This is a genomic window from Pseudomonas sp. P65(2024), assembly GCF_057480955.1.
The window spans coordinates 139,973-160,589 of sequence record NZ_JBLIYX010000009.1 but is presented as its reverse complement, the minus strand read 5'-3'; the positions used below and the strand labels follow the sequence as shown (position 1 = coordinate 160,589).

20 protein-coding genes are annotated in these 20,617 nt (G+C 66.0%); 8 read left to right on the top strand and 12 right to left on the bottom strand.

What is annotated here, in order from left to right; all coding sequences use genetic code 11:
- Nucleotides 1-165: 165 nt before the first annotated feature.
- Nucleotides 166-1,113, top strand: a complete 948-nt coding sequence (locus AC25MA_RS14770; protein WP_028689548.1) for a LysR family transcriptional regulator — start codon at nt 166-168, stop codon at nt 1,111-1,113.
- 226 nt (nt 1,114-1,339) lie between these two features.
- Entirely contained in the window at nt 1,340-2,314 is a 975-nt protein-coding gene (locus AC25MA_RS14765) for a 2-hydroxyacid dehydrogenase (protein WP_028689547.1), read from the top strand.
- Nucleotides 2,315-2,368: 54 nt separating this feature from the next.
- Here AC25MA_RS14765 and AC25MA_RS14760 read toward each other — a convergent pair whose 3' ends face one another.
- Entirely contained in the window at nt 2,369-3,271 is a 903-nt protein-coding gene (locus tag AC25MA_RS14760; protein WP_028689546.1) for a DMT family transporter, read from the bottom strand.
- A gap of 222 nt (nt 3,272-3,493) precedes the next feature.
- Between AC25MA_RS14760 and AC25MA_RS14755 the strand changes: the two genes are divergently transcribed.
- A complete protein-coding gene (locus tag AC25MA_RS14755) occupies nt 3,494-4,369 on the top strand; it encodes a helix-turn-helix domain-containing protein (protein ID WP_028689545.1) in 876 nt (291 codons plus the stop codon).
- 6 nt (nt 4,370-4,375) lie between these two features.
- Here AC25MA_RS14755 and AC25MA_RS14750 read toward each other — a convergent pair whose 3' ends face one another.
- The 7 genes from AC25MA_RS14750 to AC25MA_RS14720 form a co-directional block, all read right to left on the bottom strand.
- A complete protein-coding gene (locus AC25MA_RS14750; RefSeq protein WP_028689544.1) occupies nt 4,376-4,777 on the bottom strand; it encodes a nuclear transport factor 2 family protein in 402 nt (133 codons plus the stop codon).
- Between the two features lie 85 nt (nt 4,778-4,862).
- Nucleotides 4,863-7,265, bottom strand: a complete 2,403-nt coding sequence (locus tag AC25MA_RS14745) for a TonB-dependent siderophore receptor (RefSeq protein WP_062364600.1) — start codon at nt 7,263-7,265, stop codon at nt 4,863-4,865.
- 154 nt (nt 7,266-7,419) lie between these two features.
- Nucleotides 7,420-8,391, bottom strand: a complete 972-nt coding sequence (locus AC25MA_RS14740; RefSeq protein WP_028689542.1) for a FecR family protein — start codon at nt 8,389-8,391, stop codon at nt 7,420-7,422.
- Nucleotides 8,388-8,939 carry an RNA polymerase sigma factor gene (locus AC25MA_RS14735; RefSeq protein WP_028689541.1) on the bottom strand — a complete coding sequence of 184 codons (552 nt, stop codon included), beginning with the start codon at nt 8,937-8,939 and terminating at the stop codon, nt 8,388-8,390. Before AC25MA_RS14735 ends, AC25MA_RS14740 begins: the two co-directional genes overlap by 4 nt.
- 4 nt (nt 8,940-8,943) lie before the next feature.
- Nucleotides 8,944-9,270, bottom strand: a complete 327-nt coding sequence (locus tag AC25MA_RS14730; protein WP_062364604.1) for a DUF3325 domain-containing protein — start codon at nt 9,268-9,270, stop codon at nt 8,944-8,946.
- Nucleotides 9,270-10,832 (bottom strand): PepSY-associated TM helix domain-containing protein, encoded by a 1,563-nt coding sequence (locus AC25MA_RS14725; protein ID WP_486972146.1) that lies wholly within the window; start codon nt 10,830-10,832, stop codon nt 9,270-9,272. Before AC25MA_RS14725 ends, AC25MA_RS14730 begins: the two co-directional genes overlap by 1 nt.
- A complete protein-coding gene (locus AC25MA_RS14720) occupies nt 10,829-11,134 on the bottom strand; it encodes a DUF3649 domain-containing protein (RefSeq protein WP_486972145.1) in 306 nt (101 codons plus the stop codon). Before AC25MA_RS14720 ends, AC25MA_RS14725 begins: the two co-directional genes overlap by 4 nt.
- 179 nt (nt 11,135-11,313) lie before the next feature.
- Between AC25MA_RS14720 and AC25MA_RS14715 the strand changes: the two genes are divergently transcribed.
- From AC25MA_RS14715 to fecA, 3 genes are all read left to right on the top strand, one after another.
- Nucleotides 11,314-11,808 (top strand): sigma-70 family RNA polymerase sigma factor, encoded by a 495-nt coding sequence (locus AC25MA_RS14715; RefSeq protein ID WP_028689537.1) that lies wholly within the window; start codon nt 11,314-11,316, stop codon nt 11,806-11,808.
- Nucleotides 11,805-12,731, top strand: a complete 927-nt coding sequence (locus tag AC25MA_RS14710) for a FecR domain-containing protein (RefSeq protein WP_280093232.1) — start codon at nt 11,805-11,807, stop codon at nt 12,729-12,731. The genes AC25MA_RS14715 and AC25MA_RS14710 overlap by 4 nt, the downstream gene beginning before the upstream one ends.
- Before the next feature lie 108 nt (nt 12,732-12,839).
- Nucleotides 12,840-15,149: a TonB-dependent Fe(3+) dicitrate receptor FecA gene (gene fecA / locus AC25MA_RS14705; protein ID WP_486972144.1), complete on the top strand. Its 2,310-nt coding sequence runs from the start codon at nt 12,840-12,842 to the stop codon at nt 15,147-15,149.
- 250 nt (nt 15,150-15,399) lie between these two features.
- Here fecA and AC25MA_RS14700 read toward each other — a convergent pair whose 3' ends face one another.
- Both AC25MA_RS14700 and AC25MA_RS14695 read right to left on the bottom strand, forming a co-directional pair.
- A complete protein-coding gene (locus tag AC25MA_RS14700; RefSeq protein WP_028689534.1) occupies nt 15,400-15,882 on the bottom strand; it encodes a glutathione peroxidase in 483 nt (160 codons plus the stop codon).
- Between the two features lie 146 nt (nt 15,883-16,028).
- Nucleotides 16,029-16,514, bottom strand: a complete 486-nt coding sequence (locus AC25MA_RS14695) for an FKBP-type peptidyl-prolyl cis-trans isomerase (protein WP_028689533.1) — start codon at nt 16,512-16,514, stop codon at nt 16,029-16,031.
- Between AC25MA_RS14695 and AC25MA_RS14690 the strand changes: the two genes are divergently transcribed.
- Nucleotides 16,513-16,815, top strand: coding sequence for a DUF3565 domain-containing protein (locus AC25MA_RS14690; protein WP_028689532.1), 303 nt, complete (start codon nt 16,513-16,515; stop codon nt 16,813-16,815). The two genes, AC25MA_RS14695 and AC25MA_RS14690, sit on opposite strands and share 2 nt — an antisense overlap.
- A gap of 32 nt (nt 16,816-16,847) precedes the next feature.
- Nucleotides 16,848-18,938 (top strand): phosphate acetyltransferase, encoded by a 2,091-nt coding sequence (gene pta, locus AC25MA_RS14685; RefSeq protein ID WP_062364613.1) that lies wholly within the window; start codon nt 16,848-16,850, stop codon nt 18,936-18,938.
- Between the two features lie 117 nt (nt 18,939-19,055).
- On the opposite strand, the gene AC25MA_RS14680 is transcribed toward pta, so the two are convergent.
- Both AC25MA_RS14680 and AC25MA_RS14675 read right to left on the bottom strand, forming a co-directional pair.
- Nucleotides 19,056-19,775: a YiaD family glycine zipper/OmpA-like lipoprotein gene (locus AC25MA_RS14680; protein WP_028689530.1), complete on the bottom strand. Its 720-nt coding sequence runs from the start codon at nt 19,773-19,775 to the stop codon at nt 19,056-19,058.
- 95 nt (nt 19,776-19,870) lie between these two features.
- Nucleotides 19,871-20,515, bottom strand: coding sequence for an MBL fold metallo-hydrolase (locus AC25MA_RS14675; RefSeq protein ID WP_028689529.1), 645 nt, complete (start codon nt 20,513-20,515; stop codon nt 19,871-19,873).
- Between the last annotated feature and the right edge of the window lie 102 nt (nt 20,516-20,617).

Below are 20,617 nucleotides of genomic sequence, written 5' to 3'. Positions count from 1 at the left end.
AGGAAGAGGTGAAGGGGCCGGGCAATTCTAGGGGCGGGTTTCATTGGCGATAAGCGCAGATTCCTGCGAATCTTTGTTACCAAAACAGCGATAATCCGGCTTTAGTCGGAAGCGAAATTCCGCAACTTCATGTCACAATTTTGTCCTCTAAACCGAGAGTGACCCATGGACACCCTGCAAAACATGCGTGCTTTCAGTTGCGTGGCCCAGCTCGGTAGCTTCACCGCTGCCGCGGCGCAACTGGATACGACCACCGCGAACGTGTCGCGGGCGGTCTCCAACCTGGAAGCCCATCTGCAAACCCGCCTGCTCAACCGCACCACCCGGCGCATCGCGCTGACCGAGGCTGGCAAGCGCTACCTGATGCGCTGCGAACAGATTCTTACCTACGTGGAAGAAGCCGAGGCCGAGGCCAGCGACGCCCACGCTCGCCCTGCCGGGCAACTGAAGGTGCATTCGATGACCGGCGTCGGCCAGCACTTCGTGGTCGATGCCATCGCCCGCTACCGCGAGTCGCACCCGGACGTCACCTTCGACCTGACCATGGCCAACCGCGTGCCCGACCTGCTGGACGAGGGCTACGACGTGTCCATCGTGCTGGCCAGCGAGCTGCCGGACTCGGGCTTCGTCTCGCAGCGCCTGGGCATCACCTACAGCATCGTCTGCGCCTCGCCCGAGTACGTGGCCCGCCACGGCAGCGCGCACAAGCCGGCCGACCTGCTCAAGCATGCCTGCCTGCGCATGGTCAGCCCGGTGATCCCGCTGGAGAAGTGGCTGTTCGACGGGCCGGAAGGCCAGGAGATGGTCAACATCACCACCTCGCCGTTCCAGGTCAACTCGGCGGACGCGATGAAGACCGCGATCCGCAGCGGCATGGGCGTGGGCGTGCTACCGATCTACTCGGCCATCGACGGCCTGCGCGATGGCAGCCTGGTGCGGATCATGCCGGAATACCGCCTGCAGGAACTGAACCTGTACGCGATCTACCCGTCGCGCCAGTACCTGGATGCCAAGATCAAGACCTGGGTCGAGTACCTGCGCAATTCGCTGCCGGAGATCCTTGCCGCCCATGAGGCCGACCTGAAGACCCATGAGCTGCTGATCGCCAACTAAAAAAAAGCGGCTGCATTGGGGGTGGAGACAATGGTAGGTTGCTAACCATTGATTCCAGCGTCTGGCAGACAGGACCATGGGAGGGCTTCGCCCTCCATCGCGACACAAGGCCGCTCCTACAGGATCACGCGGTTCCTGTAGGAGCGGCCTTGCGTCGCGAAAGGGCCGCACAGCGGCCCCGCTCTTCTGCCCGATTCCACCTCACGCCTTGCAGAGAAGCAGTCCGATGAAAAAGACCGTCCTGGCCTTCAGCCGCATTACCCCGGCCATGGCCGAGCGCCTGCAACAAGACTTCAACGTGATCGTGCCGAATCCGAAACTCGGCGACATCAGTGCCCAGTTCAACGAAGCCCTGCCCGAGGCACACGGCCTGATCGGCGTCGGTCGCAAGCTCGGCCGCGCGCAGCTCGAAGGCGCGGGCAAGCTGGAGGTGGTGTCCAGCGTCTCGGTCGGCTACGACAACTACGACCTGGACTACTTCAACGAGCGCGGTATCGCCCTGACCAACACCCCCGACGTGCTCACCGAAAGCACCGCCGACCTGGGCTTCGCCCTGATCATGGGCTGTGCCCGGCGCACCGCCGAACTGGACGCCTGGACCAAGGCCGGCCACTGGCAGGCTACCGTGGGGCCGGCGCAGTTCGGCTGTGATGTGCACGGCAAGACACTGGGTATCGTCGGCATGGGCAACATCGGCGCGGCCATCGCCCGCCGTGGCCGCTTCGGTTTCAACATGCAGGTGCTGTACACCGGCAACAGCCGCAAGACCGCGCTGGAACAGGAACTGGGCGCGCAGTTCCGCAGCCTGGAGGCACTGCTGGGCGAAGCCGATTTCGTCTGCCTGGTGGTACCGCTGTCCGAGGCCACCCGCAAGCTGATCGGCGCCCGCGAGCTGCAACTGATGAAGCCCAACGCGTTCCTGATCAATATTGCCCGCGGACCTGTAGTGGACGAGGCGGCGCTGGTCGAGGCCCTGCAGAACGGCACGATCCGCGGTGCCGGGCTCGATGTGTACGAGAAGGAACCGCTAGGCGACTCGCCGCTGTTCAAGCTGCCCAACGCCCTGACCCTGCCGCACATCGGCTCAGCCACCGCCGAGACCCGTGAGGCCATGGCCAACCGGGCGCTGGACAACCTGCGGGCGGCGCTGCTGGGCGAGCGGCCGCGGGACCTGGTGAATCCCCAGGTGTGGAAGGGCTGATACGTTCAGCCCAACGTACCGGCCCTGTCGCGGGGCTCCGCGACAGGGCCGTGGTTACTTGACGGCCAGCATCCCTTCGACTGGCTTGGACTTCGGTTTACGAAACACCAGCACATTCCCCGCCATCACCGCCACCAGCCCGAGCAACGCCGGCGCCGTCCATTGGTAGCCCTCGGCGAATGCCGACACATTCAACGCCACCAGCGGGAACAGTACGGTGCAATAGGCTGCCCGCTCCGGCCCCATGCGTCCGACCAGGGTCAGGTAGGCGGTGAAGGCGATCACCGAACCCGGGATCACCAGGTACAGCAGCGAGCCGATGTAGCGGGCGTTCCATTCCATATCGAAGGGAATGCCCTTGACCAGGCAGTACGCCGCCAGCATCGAGGCGCCATAGAGCATACCCCAGGCATTGGTGGTCATGGGCTTGAGCCCGGCCTTCTGCTGCACGCTGGAGAGCATGTTGCCGGCCGAGAAGCACAGTGTGCCGAGCAGGCCTAGCCCCAGGCCATACAAGGTCTCGCGGCTGGCAGCGTGGTGCGAGAGCTCCGGCCAGAACAGCAGGCCCAGGCCGAGCAGGCCCAGGGCTCCGCCACCGAGCACATTGGCGGCGATCTTCTGGCCGAAGAAGATCCGCGCGTTGATGGCGTTCCACAACGTGGCGGTAGAGAACACCACGGCGATCAGGCCGGTGGCGACCCACTGGCTGGCAGTTAGGAAGCACATGAAGTTGACGCAGAACAGGCACAAGCCCTGGGCCAGGCACACCAGGTGACCACGCCGGTTCATCGGTTGCAGGCGGCGGGTGAGCAGCAGGAAGGCGAACAGGATCAGCCCGGCCAGGGCGAAGCGGTAGACGATCGACACCGGGATGGCGACCTCGCCCAACTGCAGTTTCAAGGCGATCCAGGTGGTGCCCCAGATCAGGACGGTGAGCAGGTAGAGCGACAGGTTCATGATGGACTCCCTCGACAGGTATCAGGCCTATCGCGGGGCTAGCCCGCTCCCACAGGGCGCATGCGACCTCGGTGGGAGCGGGCTTGCCCCGCGATGAAAACCCCATAAGCCCAGTTTCTTGCGCCATTGCTGTTCGGCGCTTGCATAAACTTGCGCTTTTCCTCCCCTGCTAGCTGCCATCCCGACGCCAGCGCAGTACGATGGACAGCAGAGGAACCGCCCATGCCCCCACTCGATCACCTGCAGGTCTTCAACGTCCTGAACGCCTCGCCCCACGCCCGGCTGGAGCTGAGCGCGCACCTGGGCGACGGGCTGGCGGCGGCCTTGTGGAGCAACCGCGACGATGCCCGCGACTACCAGGCGCCCAGCCACCACACGCTGTCGTGCTACATCGCCGACGGCACCGGCACCTTCCGCCGCCAGCGCCCTGGCGATCGCGGCGCGCCGGACAAGCTGTGCGTGATGCCCGCCGGCCATGAGTCGAACTGGATAATCAACGGCTCGATCCGCCTGGCCCACCTGTACATCAGCGAGGAACAGTTCGCCCTCGGCTGCACCCGCCTGCTGGACCGCGAGCCGCGGGAGATGCAACTGCGCGAGGCGACCTTCCTCGACGACCCGCAGCAGGCCCGGCGCTTTCGCGAGCTGATCGGCCTGGACTGGTCCGAGCCCGGCGAACGCCTGCTGGCCAGCAGCCTGGCCCACGACATCATCGACCACGCCGTGCTCAACCAGGTCGGCCTGCGCCAGGGGCTGAAACTCAAGGGCGGGCTGGCACCGCACCAGCGCCGGCAACTGGCGGACTATATCGAGGCCAACCTCGAACAGCCGCTGACGCTGGGTGAGCTGGCGCTGCGCTGCAACCTGTCCGAATACCACTTCGCGCGGATGTTCCGGGCAAGCTTCGGTCTGCCGCCGCATCAGTACCTGCTGGCCCGACGCCTGTACCGTGCCTGCCAGTTGCTGCGAGAGGGTACGCAACCCTTGGGTGAAGTGGCGCTGCTGTGCGGCTTCGCCAGTGCCAGCCATTTCAGCAATCGATTCAGGCAGGCACTTGGGGCGACGCCAGGTGCCTATCGCCAGGCCTTGCGCGGATGAGCACGATCAGCTGAGCACAGCGTCCCACAGTGCCTTGCGATCAAAGTAAGTCATCGCTCGCCTGATCTTGTTGCCTTTCATCTCGAGAAGGTCGACCCCGGGCACCGCGATCTTCTTGTTTTCCGAACCGGCAATGACCCCGCTACCCGTCACGTGCATCACCCACTCCCAGGTAAAACGTTGACCGTCACCGTAGATACCCAGCGTGTCGAACGTCATGTCAGGAAAGTTTCGCCAGGACACATTGCGCAGGAACGCGGGCAGTGACTTGCGATCGAGCATTGGGTGGGGCGAGTCGACATAAATACCCTTGCGCGAAAAAGCGCTTGCCAGGAGCTCGGCATCGCGCCGCGTCCAGCCCTTCACATAACGACTGATCGCCTTGGGGCATGGGTTTGGCTTCTTCATGTAGTTGGCCTCCTGAGCATCCGTGGTTGCCATCTTCGAATCGGCCCAGGCAGGCGTCTACTGGTAAAAATGACAGTCCTGACGTTCAGAACTCGAAGGTACTCGACAGACTTACCTGCCGCGCATCCCCCACCGCAACGAAGTACCGATTCACCGCCGAGCTGTAATACACCTTGTCGAACAGGTTCTTCACGTTCAACTGCAACCGCACCTTGTGCTCGTCCCATTTTGTTTCGTAGCTGGCAAAGGCATCCGCCACGGTATAAGCCGGCAGGTCGAAGTCATTGGTGGCGTTCCCCGCACGCTCCCCCACATAGCGCGCACCGGCCCCAAGTCTCAGGCGATCACCGCCGAACAGGCTGCCATAGTCATACACCGCCGACAGCGAACCACTGTGCCGGGCGACGTTCTGCAGTCGATTGCCCTTGAGCTGCGGATCCTTGGTCACCTCGGCGTCGATGAAGGCGTAGGCGCCGATCAAGCTCCAGCGCTCGCTGAGCTGGCCGGTCAGGTCCAGCTCGACGCCCCGTGAGCGCACTTCGCCTGCGTTGCTGTAGAGAATGGTGCCCGGCTGGGTGTCACCATCAGCCACCAGCACGTTGCGCTTGGTGATGTCGAACAACGCCAGAGTACCGGTCAACGCCCCCGGCACATCGAGCTTGGCCCCCAGTTCCCACGACTTGCCCTCCTCCGGCGCTATACCTGAGTCCAGGGTCAGGGTGCGACCACCGCCGAGGCTCAGCGGGGCGATGGTCGAATTGGGCTTGAACGACTCGCTGTAGCTGCCATAGAACGACAGCTGGTCATCAACCTTGTACACCACGCCGGCATGGGGCACCCAGGTCTGGTCGCTGGTGTCGGTGTTGACGTTGAACGGCCGGCCGCGACCGGCGTACTGGTCGTACTGCTGGAAGCGCCCGCCGGCGACCAGAATCCAGTGCTCGTCCAGGTGCCAGGCGTCCTGCAGGAACAGCGAGTCGGTGCGCAGCTTGTCGGTCTGGTCGCTGTCGCTGGCGCGCACGTTGGTGCCTTGCACTTCGCGGCCATAGACCGGATTCAGGTAGCTGAAGCTCGAGCGGCTGGTCTGGCGGATCAGGTCGGCGCGGTAGACCTTGCGGTCCTCGTGATCGACACCGACCACCAGGTCGTGACGCATGCCCGCCAGCTCGACGCTGCCGTTGAGGCTGAGGGTGGCGAACTGATCACGGCTCAGGGCGCCCTGGGTGCCGTCGATGCTGCGCGACAGCGTGCCCTTGCTTTCATCCACGCCGGTCACGCGGACCTGGCTGGCGTCGTAGGTCTCGCGGTTAAAGCTGTAGCCGAAGTGCAGCTTCCAGTCGTCGTCCAGGCGATGATCGACCTCCAGGCGGTACAGGTCGGAGCGGCCCTCCATGTCGTTGAACGGCTCGTCGAGGCGGCGGGTGGCGGGAATGTTCAACGGGTGGCCGTCGCTGCCGAAGGCGGTGCCGCGGTCGAACGGGTAGAGAAACTCGCGGTGCTCATAGGCCAGCACCACCTGGGTGTCCTCGCCGTACCAGGCCAGCGACGGGGCCACCAGCGACTCGCGGTGCACGCCGTAGTTGCGCCAGTAGTCTTCGTCCTCGTGATCGACGATCAGGCGGTAGGCCAGGTTGCTGTCACCCAGCGCCCCGGTGCTGTCCAGGCCGCCGCCGCTGCCGTTCTTGCCGCTGCCATAGGTCGAGCCACGCAGGGTCAGGGCGTTGTACTGCTGCAGCTGCGGGCGCTTGCTGACCACATTGATCACTCCGCCCGGGTCCTGGATGCCATACAGCAGCGAGGCCGGCCCCTTGAGCACCTCGACCCGCTCGGTGCTGGCGTTGAGGGCGCGGCCCTGCACGATCGGCATGCCGTCGCGCATGATCGAGCCATCGCGGTTGTCGCCGAAGCCGCGCTTCATCACGGTGTCGGCGGTGCCACCGAAATTGTTGCCCTGGGTGATGCCACTGACGTTGTACAGCGCATCATCCAGGTTGCGCGGCGCCTGATCGCGGATCACCTGGGCCGGGACCACGTTGACGGCCTGGGGGATGTCCAGCGTCGCGCCTTGGCCGCGCATGATCGTGGCGCTGGCCGGCGGCTGGTAGCTGTAGTCGTCCAGTTGCGAGTTGATGGTGGTGGCCTGCAGGGTCAGCGCGCCGGAGCTGTCGACCGGCTCCAGGGTCAGGGTGCGGGCGTCGAGGCGGCGCCAGGCCAGGCCCGAGTTGCCGAGCAACTGCTGCAGCGCCTGGTCGGCGTCGAAGGTGCCGTTGAGTGCCGGGGCCTGCACATCCGGCAGGGCCAGGGTGTAGACCACGCTCTGCCCGGTGGCGCGGCTGAAGGCGTTGAGTGCCTGGGCCAGCGGCTGGCTTGGCTGGGCGAAGCTGTAGACCTGGCTCTGCTGCGCGGCCAGGGCCTGGGGCACGATGGCGATAGCGGGCAGGGAGCAGAGGCCGAACCAGAGCGGGACGCAACGCGGGGTGAACTTCATGGACGCGGACCTGTGAGAGGGATGAACGTTTGCGAATGAATCGCACTTCCACTCACTACACGGATGCCGTGGGGGGATACCTCATCACCTGATCGAAAAAATTTTGCGTTACCGACGCTATCGCGGGGCGAGCCCGCGATGGCGTCGGAACAGGTCAACGCAAGACGGTCAGCCGACCCAGCACCGTCTGCCGTGAGAAGCCCATCACCTTGCCCAGCGAATCCAGTGCGGCGAGCGGCTGCGCCACTGGAAAACTACCACTGACCCTACGCTGCCCCAGCTCCCCGTCGAGCAACAAGATCCGCCCGGGATAGTAACGCCCAAGGTCCTCGATCACCTGCGCCAACGGCACCTGGTAATAGTTCAGCCAGCCCTGGCGCCAGGCCAATCGGCTGTCGCTGTCCACCGCCTCGATCCCACCGGCCACGCCGCCGGCATAGGCCAGTTGCTGATTGGCCGTCAGCTCGCGGGCAACCTGTCCTTCGGCCGCCGCCACCGCCACCCGCCCGCTGCGCACGGTGACCTGGGCACCCTCGCCCTGCTCGCGCACCTCGAACTGGGTTCCCAGCACCCGCACCTCCCCGCCTTGGGCATCCACCAGGAATGGCTCGCCAGTATGGGTCACCTCGAAGAACGCGGCGCCGCGCAGCAAGCGCACGCGCCGCTCGCCCTGGGCGAAATCCACCGCCACGGCCGTGCCGGCATCCAGGGTGAGGCGCGAACGGTCGGCCAGGGTCACCTGGCGCACTTGCGCGCCGCTGGAGTAGTCGGCACGCAGGTCCTGCAGCCAGAACTGCGGCTGCCAGCCCGCCGCGTAGCCGAGCGCCAGCACAAGGCTTGCCGCCACCGCCAGGCCGCGCCAAGGCCGCTTGCGCGCGGGCCGGCGCATGGCGTCGAGGTACTGTTGCAGACTCGTTTGCTCCTCGGCCGCCAGCCGCGCCGCCGGCGCCTCGCTCAAGCGCCACAGCGCCTGGGCCTCGGCGTAGGCCTGGCGATGGGCCGGGCTCTCCAGCAGCCAGCGCTTGAACGCCGCGCCCTCGGCCTGCGCCGGCTGCTGCTGGATGCGCCCGAGCCAGCGCAGGGCGGCCTGGGACTGTGCGGCAGTGATCGGCTGTTCAAGACTCATCGACGGGCGCTCCCTGGCCGGCGCAGTGGGGACGCGGGTTCGGCGACGCTCGCCTTGCACGCTTCGAGGGCGCGCATCATATGCTTTTCCACCGCGCTCTGGGACAACTGCATGGCCTTGGCGATCTCGCCGTAGGTACAGCCATGGATGCGGTTGAGCAGGAAGATCTGCCGGGTGCGTTCGGGCAACGCCCGCAGGGCCGCCTCGATACGCTGCAGGTCGTGGTCGACCTCCAGGGCCTGCTCGGGGAGCTGGCTGCCCTGCGGCTCGTCGAGGTCGTGCAGGCCTTCGGCGGCGCGGTCGCGGCTGCCTTCGCTGCGCAGGTAATCGATGGCCAGGTTGCTGGCGCTGCGCAGCAGGTAGGTGTCGAGTGCCTCGACCTTCACCTCGGGGCGCCGCCAGAAACGCAGGAACAGGTCCTGGACCAGGTCCGACGCCGTGGCGCGGCAGCCGACGCGCCGGCTGACCAGCGCTTCCATGCGCGCGCGCTGGGCCAGGAACACCTGGAGAAAACGCGCCCGACCGCCGCCGGCTTCGGAGTCGCTCAAGGACCTAGACCGCCTGCACGGCCAACAGCGGCCCGAGCACCAGACTGGCGAACGCCGCCCCGAGCAGCAGGCGCGGCTGGTAAGGCAGGCCGAACACCCACAGGGTCACGCCGGCCATCAGCACGGCGATCCACTCCACCAGGCCCAGGGCCCAGCCGCGCCCGAGCACGGCGAAGATCAACGACAGCAACAGCAAGGCCCAGCCCGCGAGCTTCAAGGCTCGCAGTTGCCGGCCCGTGGGTTTGCGCCCGAGCAGGTCGTTGAAGTGTTTTTCCATGGCCAGGCACAGGCCGGCGAAACCGGCGAAGCCCATCAGCGCGACCCCCAGCATCAGCTCGCCTCCACGGTCGTGGCGGTACGTCGCGCACGCTTGGCGACCGGCTTGGGCGCACGCAGCATCTTGCCGGCAGCCCAGGCCAGGAACACGCCGGTGGCCAGGGCCGTCAGGTCGAAACCGGCCATCGCCCAGTCACCCGCGGCGATGGAGTGATCCAACCCCTTGTCAGTGGTCAACGCGTTGAGCAGCGGTAGCAAGGCGAACGCCAGCGCTCCCAACGTCAGTTGTTCGCCCCAGGCACGGCGCCCGCTGCGCAATATGGCGTGGAGCAAAGACGCGCCCCAGGCCAGGAAGAAAGCATTGATCTCCCAATCGGACCGGCCGTCCAGCGTCGTTGGTAGCAACCGATTGGCCCAGAAGAACGCCGCCACGCCCAGCAACAGGCCGCTCATGCTGGCGATGTTCAGCACTTCGACCAGGCGCAGCTCGCCGGGCATGCGCTCGCTCTTGGCATGCTTGAGCTGGCGCTTGCCCAGCCACATCACCAGGCCCGTGCCGATCACCGCCGTGCCGGCCAAGCCGAAGGCGAAGTACAACCAGCGCAGCCAGCGCCCGGCGAAGTTGCCCATGTGCAGGCCGACAAAGGTAAAGGAGGTGGTCATCGCCACGCTTTCCGGCGCGCCGCGTCGCAGCAGCTCGCCACTGACGCCATCGAAGGTCCAGGTGGCGCTGCGCTGGTAGGCGACGCTGTCGGCCGAGGCGCGGGTGAAGGTGACCCGGGCGTTGCGGTCGCCTGGGTTGTGCACCTGGATGTAGCCCATGCGCGCGCCCGGCGCCTGTTCCTGGACCTTGGCGTACAGTTCGGTCAACGGCGCCAGCGGCGCGGCCTGGGCCACCGCCTCGGGCACCTCGTCGCGGCCGAACACATCGTTGAAGTAGCCACTGCTGTCGCCATAGCTGGCCAGGATACTGGCCGGCATGACCATGTACATGAAGATCACCAGGCTGCTATAGCTGATCATCAGGTGGAACGGCAGCACCAGCACGCCGATGGCGTTGTGGCCATCGAGCCAGGAACGCTGGCCCTTGCCCGGGCGGAAGGTGAAGAACTCCTTGAAGATCTTCTTGTGGGTGATGATCCCGGTGACCAGCCCCAGCAGCATGATGAAGGCGCAGAAGGTCGACAGCCAGCGGCCCCAGGGGTGGGGCATCTGCAGCTGGAAGTGGAAGCGGTAGAAGAACTCGCCGCCACGGCTGTCACGGGCCTCGACCGCCTCGCCGGTGCGGGCGTCGAGTTCCTTGTCGGTGAAACCCCGGCGCCCACCGCCGTTCGGGTCGCGCCAGCTGACACTCAGCGCCGCCTCGCGCTCGCTGGGCAGGCGGACGAACCAGGTGCTGGCGTGACCGGCATGGGTTTCCAGGTAACGCTGGGCCAGGCCGAGGCTGCGTACCGGGTCGAGCGGATGGCTCTGCACCTCGGGCTGGGTCCAGTGGCTGATCTCCTCCTTGAAGTACGACAGCGTTCCGGTAAGGAAGATGGCGAACAGCAGCCAGCCGAAGATCAGGCCGGTCCAGGTGTGCAGCCAGGCCATGGCCTGGCGGAAGCCTTCTTTCATGGCAGGTTCATCCAGTAGGCCAGCACGTTGATCAGCCCCAGGGCCAGGCTTGGCAGCAGCACGCCCAGCCAGGCGCACCAGGCGCTGCGGCAGGCAAAGCACCCGATGAAGGCGATCAGGTAGAAGACGAACGACAGCATCATCCCGGTCATCGTCGCGTCGGCCTGGGTCATCGGCGCAAGCAGGGTGATGCAGACACTGGCCATCGACGCCAGCAGGTAGCCACCCAGCAGCGCGGCCAGGCTGCGTGAGGTCACGGCCAGGCGGTAGCTCAGGGGAAGGCCGGCGGCTTTGCTCTTCATGGCGAGGGTCCGGGGATTGGGAATGCAATACTAATGATTTCAATTCTCATAAGCAAAGCATGCAGGCACCAGCGGTACGCATGCCTTGCGGCGGCAGCGATTGCCGAACACCGGCGGCATGAATACAATGCGAACAATTCTTACTTCCAGTTGCGCCTTCTGGCGCCGGAGTCGTATCGGTGTCCAGTGCCCTCTCTTCCACCGTCGAAGGTCTCTACCACGCCCATCACAGTTGGCTGACCGGCTGGCTGCGACGACGCCTGGGCTGCCCGCAGAGCGCCGCCGACCTGGCCCAGGACACCTACCTGCGCCTGCTCCAGGCCCGCGAGGCGCCGCAGCTGATCGAGCCCCGTGCCTTCCTCACCACCGTGGCCAAGCGCGTGCTGTGCAACCACTTCCGCCGCCAGGAACTGGAACGCGCCTACCTCCAGGCCCTGGCCCAGCAGCCCGAGCAGGTGGCGCCCAGCGAGGAAGACAAAGCCCTCATCCTGGACACGCTGCTCGAGCTCGACCGCCTGCTCGATAGCCTGCCGCCGCTGGTCAAACGCGCCTTCCTGCTGGCCCAGGTCGATGGCCTGAGCCAGGGCGAGATCGCCCGCGAGCTGGGCATTTCCCTGGCGACGGTCAAGCGCTACCTGCACAAGGCAGCCCTGCGCTGCTACTTCGCCCTGTGAACGCAGTCTTTTCCTCGCAGATCGCCGAACAGGCGGTGCATTGGCTGATCGAGTCGCAGAGCGAAGGTTTCGACCAGCACCACGCCCTGGAGCGCTGGCTGCAGGCCGACAGCGAACACCAACGGGCCTGGGCCCATATCCAGCAGGTCAACCAGCGCCTGCGCGGCGTCGCCGCCCCGGTGGTCCACGCCACCCTGCAGGCACCGCCCTCACCGGCCCGGCGCCGCGCCCTCAAGGCGCTGCTGCTGGCGGGGCTGGCCAGCGCCGCCGGATTGGGCCTGCAACAACACAATCCCTTGCCTGGGTTGATGGCCGACTACCGCAGCCCGGTCGGCCAGCGCCGCCGCCTGGCCCTCGACGACGGCAGCCTGTTGCACCTGAACACCCGCAGCGCTGCCGACGTGCGCTTCGACGGCCGGCAGCGCCTGGTGCGCTTGCAGGAAGGCGAACTGCTGCTCGACGTGATCAACGACCCACGGCCACTGCGCCTGGCCACGGCCCAGGGCGAGCTGCATCTGCACAGCGGACGCTTCGACGTCCGTCAGTTCGACGGTTTCAGCCTGGTATCGGTGTTCAGCGGCAGCGCCAGCGTGGCCGGCACACCGCTGCTGGCCGGGCACCAAGCGCGCTTGGTCAGTGGCGGCTGGCAGGCGGTTGCACCGCTGGACCCTAATCGGGCGGCCTGGGTGGAGGGCATGCTGGTGGTGTCGCAGATGCGCCTGGGTGACTTTCTCGCCGAGCTGTCGCGGTATCGACTCGGGCAGTTGGGATGCAGCGAGCGGGTGGCCGATCTACGGATTTCCGGATCGTATCCGCTGGCAGACAGTGAACGGATTCTGGAAATGCTGGAAGTGACGCTGCCGGTGAAGGTACGGCGGTTCACCCGGTACTGGGTGTCGCTCGAAGCCGCGTCAACTGGCTAAGAGGCTGGCCCGTTCCCGGGAGCACCCGTTTTTTCAACTCAGTTGAGCCATTTCCCGAACCTCGCGTGACAGAGAAGACAGAACCCCTTGTCACAGGACCTCCGTCACATGCCCCTGCGCCTGCGCCCCCTCGCCTACGCCCTGCTCCTCGCCACCCCGCTCGCCCTGGCCGGCGAGCACCGCGACTACCACATCGCCCCCGGCACACTGGAACAGGCCCTGAACCAGTTCGGTCGCGAAAGCGGCGCGCTGATCTCGTTCAGCCCGGGCCTGACCCAGGGCCTGAGCAGCCCCGGCCTGGAGGGCCAATACGAGGTCGGCCAGGGGCTCGATGCCCTGCTGCGCGGCAGCGGCCTGCAGGCGCGCCAGGAGACCGACAACGCCTACAGCCTGCAACCGCTGCCGGCCACGGGCGGCAACGCCGCGGTCGAGCTGGGCGCATCCACCGTGGTCGGCGACTGGCTGGCCGAGGCCCGCCAGGACAACGTCTTCGAACACCCCGGCGCCCGCGACGTGGTGCGCCGCGAGGCATTCGAACGCAGCGGCGCCAGCAGCGCCCGCGAAGTGCTCAACCGCATCCCCGGCGTCAACGCCCCGGAAAACAACGGCACCGGCAGCCACGACCTGGCACTGAACTTCGGCATCCGTGGCTTGAACCCGCGCCTGGCCTCGCGCTCCACCGTGCTGATGGACGGCATCCCGGTGCCCTTCGCCCCCTACGGCCAGCCGCAGCTGTCGCTGGCGCCGATCAGCCTGGGCAACATGGATGCCGTGGACGTGGTGCGCGGCGGCGGCGCGGTGCGCTACGGGCCGCAGAACGTCGGCGGCATCGTCAACTTCGTCACCCGTGCCATCCCCGAAGAAGCCACCTTCAAGGCGGCGATGCAGAACCAGATCAGCCCCTCGTCCAGCCAGGATGGCCTGAAGAACAGCGCCAACCTGTTGATCGGCGGCACCAATGCCAACGGCCTGGGCGGCGCCCTGCTCTACTCCGGCACCCGCGGCAGCGACTGGCGCGAACACAGCGACACGCAGATCGACGACCTGATGCTCAAGGGCAAGCTGCAACTGGACGAAGCCAACAGCCTGCATGCCATGGCCCAGTACTACGAGGGTGAAGCCGAAATGCCCGGCGGCCTGAGCACTGCCGACTTCGACGCCGACCCGTACCAGTCGACCCGCCTGAAGGACAGGTTCTGGGGCCGCCGCACCCTGTTCAACCTGGGCTACGACTACAAGCAGGACGACCGTCAGTTCAGCGTCAACAGCTTCTTCACCAAAACCCTGCGCAGCGGCTACCTCGACCAGGGCAGCTTCGTCTCGCTGTCGCCGCGCGAGTACTGGGTGCGTGGCATCGAGACCCGCTTCTCGCAGGGCGTGGCCCTGGGCGACAGCTGGCACGAACTGGGCATCGGCTACCGCTACGTCAACGAGGCCGGCCACGAACTGCGCTACCGCGAGCCGGTCAACGGCGCCCTGCCGACCACCGCCAGCCGCAACGACCGCGACACCCGCGGCAGCACTGAAGCCCATGCCATCTACCTGGACGACCGCATCGACATCGGCCGCTGGACCATCACCCCGGGCATCCGCTACGAGATGATCGACTCCGAACAGAGCAACAAGCTCAACGGCCAGCAGTACCAAGGCAGCTACAACACCGCCCTGCCGGCCCTGAACGTGATGTACCACCTCACCGACAACTGGAACCTCTACGCCAACACCGAAGGCTCGTTCGGCAGCGTGCAGTACAGCCAGATGCCCAACCGGGTCAGCAGCGGCGAGGTGAAACCGGAGAAGGCGCGCACCTGGGAAGTCGGCACCCGCTACGACAATGGCGACCTGCAGGCCGAGATCGGCGCCTTCCTGATCAACTTCGACAACCAGTACGAAAGCAACCAGACCAACGACTCGGTAATCGCCCGCGGCGAGACCCGCCACCAGGGCATCGAGACCAGCGTGCGCTACGCCCTCGACGGCTTGAGCCCGGTCTTGGCCGGTTTCGACGTGCACGCCGGCTACGCCTTCGTCGATGCCACCATCCGCGAAGATGGCCCGAACAAGGGCAACCAGGTACCGTTCTCGTCCCGTCACAAGGGCACGCTGGGGATCGGCTACACCGAAGGCCCATGGCAGTTGAATCTGGACAGCAGCTTCCAGAGCAGCCAGTACGCCGACAACGCCAACACTGGCAGCGAAAGCGCCGACGGCAGCACCGGGCGCATCCCCGGCTACATGCTGGTCAGCACCCGCGCCGGCTATGACTTCGGCCCGCAGCTTTCGAACCTGAAGGTGGCGGTGGGGGTGAAGAACCTGTTCAACCGCGAGTACTACACCCGCTCGTTCGACGACAACAACAAGGGCAAGTACGTGGGTGAGCCGCGAACGTTGTATGTGCAGACGTCGGTAGCGTTCTGACAGCGCGGGCCAGAGGGGTAGACGCCTTCCCTGTAGGAGATCGCCCAGCCTTTAGGGCTACGCTGTCGCGCAGGGAGCAGAGTTCCAGCGTGGGAGCGGCCTTGTGTCGCGAAAGGGCCGCAAAGCGGCCCCGGCGATTGTTGCATGAACACGGAAATCGGGGGCTGCTACGCAGCCCTTTCGCGACGCAAGGCCGCTCCTACAGGGGGAGCGTTTGGCCTGAAGGACGTGTGTCGGTGATAATCGGAAATCAGCCCAGCGCCTTCTCGATCGCCTGCACCACGGTCGGATCATCCGGCGCGGTACGCGGGGCGAAACGCGCCAATACACGGCCATCCTTGCCAACCAGGAACTTCTCGAAGTTCCAGGTGATATCGCCGGGGAACTCGGCCCCTTCACCCGCCAGCAGGCGGTACAGCGAATGACGCTGCGGCCCGTTGACCTCGAGCTTGGCGCCCAGCGGGAAGCTCACCCCATAGTTGAGGCTGCAGAACGCCTGGATCTCCTCCTCGCTGCCAGGTTCCTGGCCGGCGAACTGGTTGCACGGCAGACCCAGCACATTGAAGCCCTTGTCCCTGTAGTCCTGATAAAGGTTCTCCAGGGCCTTGTACTGCGGGGTCAACCCGCACTTGGAGGCGACATTGACCACCAGCACCACTTGGCCCTTGAACGGGGCCAGCGGCAGGTCCTCGCCGTTCAACGCCTTCAACGTCAGGTCGTGAAATGCACTCATGATGAAATCCCCTCTCAGGTTCCCGATTGCCGCTGGGGCGAATCCCGCCCACTAAAAAGGCGCGCGGCCAAACCGTCCACCCTCCTGAGGAGGGCAAGTCCGGCTTGCCCGAGCGCCTGGCGACTCTCTGAGCTTAGCGCAGAAAATCAGTGGTGATGGCCACCTTCACCGTGGATGTGGCGGTGAGCGATTTCTTCTTCGCTGGCCTCACGCACGTCGACAACCTTGACCTTGAAGTTCAGGCGCTGGCCAGCCAGCGGGTGGTTGCCGTCAACGGTGACGTCGTCGCCGTCGATGTCGCGGATGGTGACGATCTGCATCTGACCGTCCGGCGCCGAGGCGTGGAACTGCATGCCGACTTCCAGCTGGTCGACGCCTTCGAACATGCTGCGGTTCAGGGTGCTGACCAGTTCGGCCGAGTACTCGCCATAGGCGTCTTCCGGTTCGATGGCAACGGTCAGCTCGTCACCGGCCTGCTTGCCTTCCAGGGCTTTTTCCAGGCCCGGGATGATGTTGGCGGCACCGTGCAGGTAGACCAGCGGCGCACCACCGGCGGAGCTGTCGATGACCTCACCTGCGTCGTTGGTGAGGGTATAGTCGATGGAGACAGCCTTGTTGGCGGCGATCAGCATGGGGCAAGACCTTTTGCAAAAGAATGTAGAACGGACAAGTGTAACCAACGCATCGACCGATTGCGAACGCGACTCGGACCAAGGGCCGCCCATCAGTCGGATCACCGGCTTCCACCTCGACGAGGAGGACCACTGGGTGGTCGAGCTGTCCTGCGGCCACACCCAGCACCTGCGCCACCAGCCGCCGTGGCAGGCCCGGCCCTGGGTGCTCGATGCCGACGAGCGCGCCCGGCGCATCGGCCAGGTATTCGCCTGCGGCTGGTGCGCGCAGGGGGCGGTTAGCGATACCCTTGGCCGCTGAATTCCTTGCACCGCTTATTTCGAGAAGCACGCATGCAGACATTTTTCATTGCGCCGACCGACTTCGGCGTCGGCCTGACCTCCATCAGCCTGGGACTGGTGCGCACCCTGGAGCGCGCGGGGCTAAAGGTCGGCTTCTTCAAGCCGATCGCCCAGCCGCACCCCGGCGACACCGGGCCGGAGCGTTCCAGCGAACTGGTGGCCCGCACCCACGGCATCAAGCCGCCCACGCCCCTGAGCCTGGGGCATGTCGAGCGCATGCTCGGTGACGGCCAGCTCGACGAGCTGCTCGAGGAGATCATCCGCCTCTACCAGCAAGCCTGCGTCGGCAAGGACGTGGTGGTGGTCGAGGGCATGGTGCCGACCCGCCACGCCAGCTATGCCGCCCGGGTCAACCTGCACCTGGCCAAGAGCCTGGACGCCGAGGTGATCCTGGTGTCGGCACCGGAGAACGAGGTATTGAGCGAGCTGTCCGGTCGCGTCGAGCTGCAGGCCCAGCTGTTTGGCGGCCCGCGGGACCCGAAGGTGCTCGGTGTGATCCTCAACAAGGTGCGCACCGACGAAAGCATGGCCGACTTCGCCACGCGCCTGCGCGAGCATTCGCCGCTGCTGCGCGGCAACGACTTCCGCCTGCTCGGCTGCATCCCGTACCAGGCCGAGCTCAACGCCCCGCGAACCCGCGACGTGGCCGAGCTGCTCGGCGCCCAGGTACTCAACGCCGGCGACTACGACCAGCGGCGCATGAGCAAGATCATCATCTGCGCCCGCACCGTGGCCAACACCGTGCCACTGCTGACCTCCGGCACCCTGGTAGTGACCCCGGGCGACCGTGACGACATCATCCTCGCCGTGTGCATGGCCGCGATCAACGGCGTGCCCCTGGCCGGCCTGCTGCTGACCAGCGACAGCAAGCCCGACCCACGCATCCTCGAGCTGTGCCGCGGCGCCCTGCAGGCCGGCCTGCCGATCCTGTCGGTGAGCACCGGTTCCTACGACACCGCCAACCAGCTCAACTCGCTGAACCGCGAGATCCCGGTGGACGACCGCGAGCGCGCCGAGTTCATCACCGACTTCGTCGCCAGCCAGCTGGACGCGGCCTGGCTGCACCAGCGTTGCGGCACGCCACGGGAACTGCGCCTGTCACCGGCAGTGTTCCGCTACCAGTTGATCCAGCGCGCCCAGCAGGCCAACAAGCGCATCGTCCTGCCCGAGGGCGCCGAGCCCCTGCTGGTGCAGGCCGCCGCCCTGTGCCAGGCCCGTGGCATTGCCCGCTGCGTGCTGCTGGCCAAGCCCGAGGACGTGCAGGCCGTGGCCCGCGCCCAGGGCATCAGCCTGCCGCCGGACCTGGAGGTGCTCGACCCCGAGCTGATCCGTGGCCGCTATGTCGAACCGATGGTCGAGCTGCGCAAGAGCAAGAACCTCAACGCGCCGATGGCCGAGCAGCAGCTGGAAGACCCGGTGGTGATCGGCACCATGATGCTGGCCCTCGGCGAAGTGGACGGCCTGGTCTCCGGCCTGGTGCACTCAACGGCCAACACCATCCGCCCGGCCTTGCAGCTGATCAAGACGGCGCCGGGCAGCAGCCTGGTGTCGTCGGTGTTCTTCATGCTGTTCCCCGACCAGGTGCTGGTGTATGGCGACTGCGTGATGAACCCGCATCCCAGCGCCGCCGAGCTGGCCGAAATCGCCCGGCAGAGCGCCGAGTCCGCCGAATCGTTCGGCATCGCGCCACGGGTGGCGATGCTCAGCTATTCCAGCGATTCGGCGGCCAGCGACGAGGAGGTGGAAAAGGTACGCGAAGCCACGCGCCTGGCGCAGCAGGCCGAGCACGACCTGCTGATCGACGGGCCGTTGCAGTATGACGCCGCCGCCAACCCCGAGATCGCCCGGCAACTGGCGCCGTCGAGCCCGGTGGCCGGACGCGCCACGGTGTTCGTGTTCCCCGACCTGAACACCGGCAACACCACGCACAAGGCGGTGCAGCGCAGCGCCGACTGCGTCAGCCTCGGGCCGATGCTGCAAGGTCTGCGCAAGCCGGTCAACGACCTGCCCCGTGGGGCGCAGGTGGACGATATCGTGCATACCATCGCGTTGACGGCGATTCAGGCCAGTACCGAACGCTAGAAAGCATCGCGGGGCAAGTCGCATCGGCGCACCGCCGCTCCCACGCCATGAGTGGATGGCGTGGGAGCGGCGGTGCGCCGATGCGACTTGCCCCGCGATCGGTTGCAGCCAGGCGACTTATGGATACTGCTGCACAGTCCCCTGCTGGTCATACTGCTGACCCGGGATCGGCTTCAGGTTGACCTCGACGCGGCGGTTCTGCGCACGGCCATTGGCATCGGCGTTGCTGGCGATCGGCTGGTCCGGCCCCATGCCACGCACGCTGACCCGCGAGGAATCCACGCCCTGGGAGGTCAGGTAGGTGCTGACCGCCTGGGCACGACGCTGGGACAGGTCCATGTTGTGCTGGCGGCTGCCGGTGCTGTCGGTGAAGCCCACCACCTCGATGGTGTTCTGGTTGAACTGCTTGAACGAGTTGGCCAGGTTGTTCAGCGGCGAGTAGAAGCTTGGGGAAATGTTCGCCGAATCGGTGGCGAAGGTGATATTGCCCGGCATGATCAGCTTGATCTGGTCGCCCTGGCGCTGCACCTCGACGCCGGTGTTGGCCATCTTGGCGCGCAGCTCGGCTTCCTGCTTGTCGGCGTAGTAGCCGTAGCCGGCGGCGGCGGCGCCCACCGCGGCGGCGCCGATCAGCGCGCCTTTGCCACGGTTGTTGTGATCGATGGCGGCACCGGCAATGGCACCGGCCAGCGCGCCCAGGCCACCGTACTTGGCGGTCTTGCTCATCCCTGTGGAGCCCTGCGCCTGGCCCTGGTTGTCATACGGGTTGGGGCTGGCACAACCGGACATCAGGGCGGCGGCGGTAGCGACGATAATCAGACGACGCATGGTGAACATGGACAAGCTCCTACTGAAATTCAAAAGTGCAGCGGATCACCTACGGATCTATGCCAGCCTTGGATTGCAGCGCGGCGGAAAAATTCCATGAAACCTCAGGCGCGCACGAACGGATTCTCGCGCATCTCGTCGCCGAGGCGGGTGTCCGGGCCATGGCCGGTCACCACGATGGCCTCCTCATCCAGGCGGTACAGCCGTTCCTTGATGGAACGAACGATAGCCCGCTGATCGCCACCCCACAAATCGGTGCGCCCTACGCCACGACGGAACAGCGTATCGCCAGCGATCAGCAGCTTGTGCTCGGCGAACCAGAAACTCATCGAACCCGGCGTATGCCCTGGGGTGTGCAAGGCCACGCCGCAACCGCAGGCCAGCTCCTCGTCGTCGCTCAGCCAGCGATCCGGCGACGGCACCGGCGTGTAGGGCATGCCGAACATCTGGCACTGCATCTCCAGGTTTTCCCACAGCGGCTGGTCGGCCTTGTGCAAGTGCAGCGTGGCACCGGTCAGTTCCTTGAGCTTGCCCGAGGCGAGGAAATGGTCGAAGTGGGCATGGGTGTGGATGATGCTCACCAGGGTCAGGCCATGATGCTGCAGGCGGGCGAGGATCTTCTGCTCGTCCCCGCCCGGGTCGACGACGATGGCCTTTTTGCTGAGCGGGTCGCCGATCAGGGTGCAGTTGCACTGCAGCGGGCCGACGGGGAAGGTTTCGCGGATGAGGGTTGAAGGTAGAGCGTTCATTGTTGGCCTGGAGAAATCACGGATGTCCGACAAGACTATCGCCAGGCCTGCGGTATGCCAACTCGTGATCAAAGCCTCTGAAAGAGCTCACGAACGCGGCAG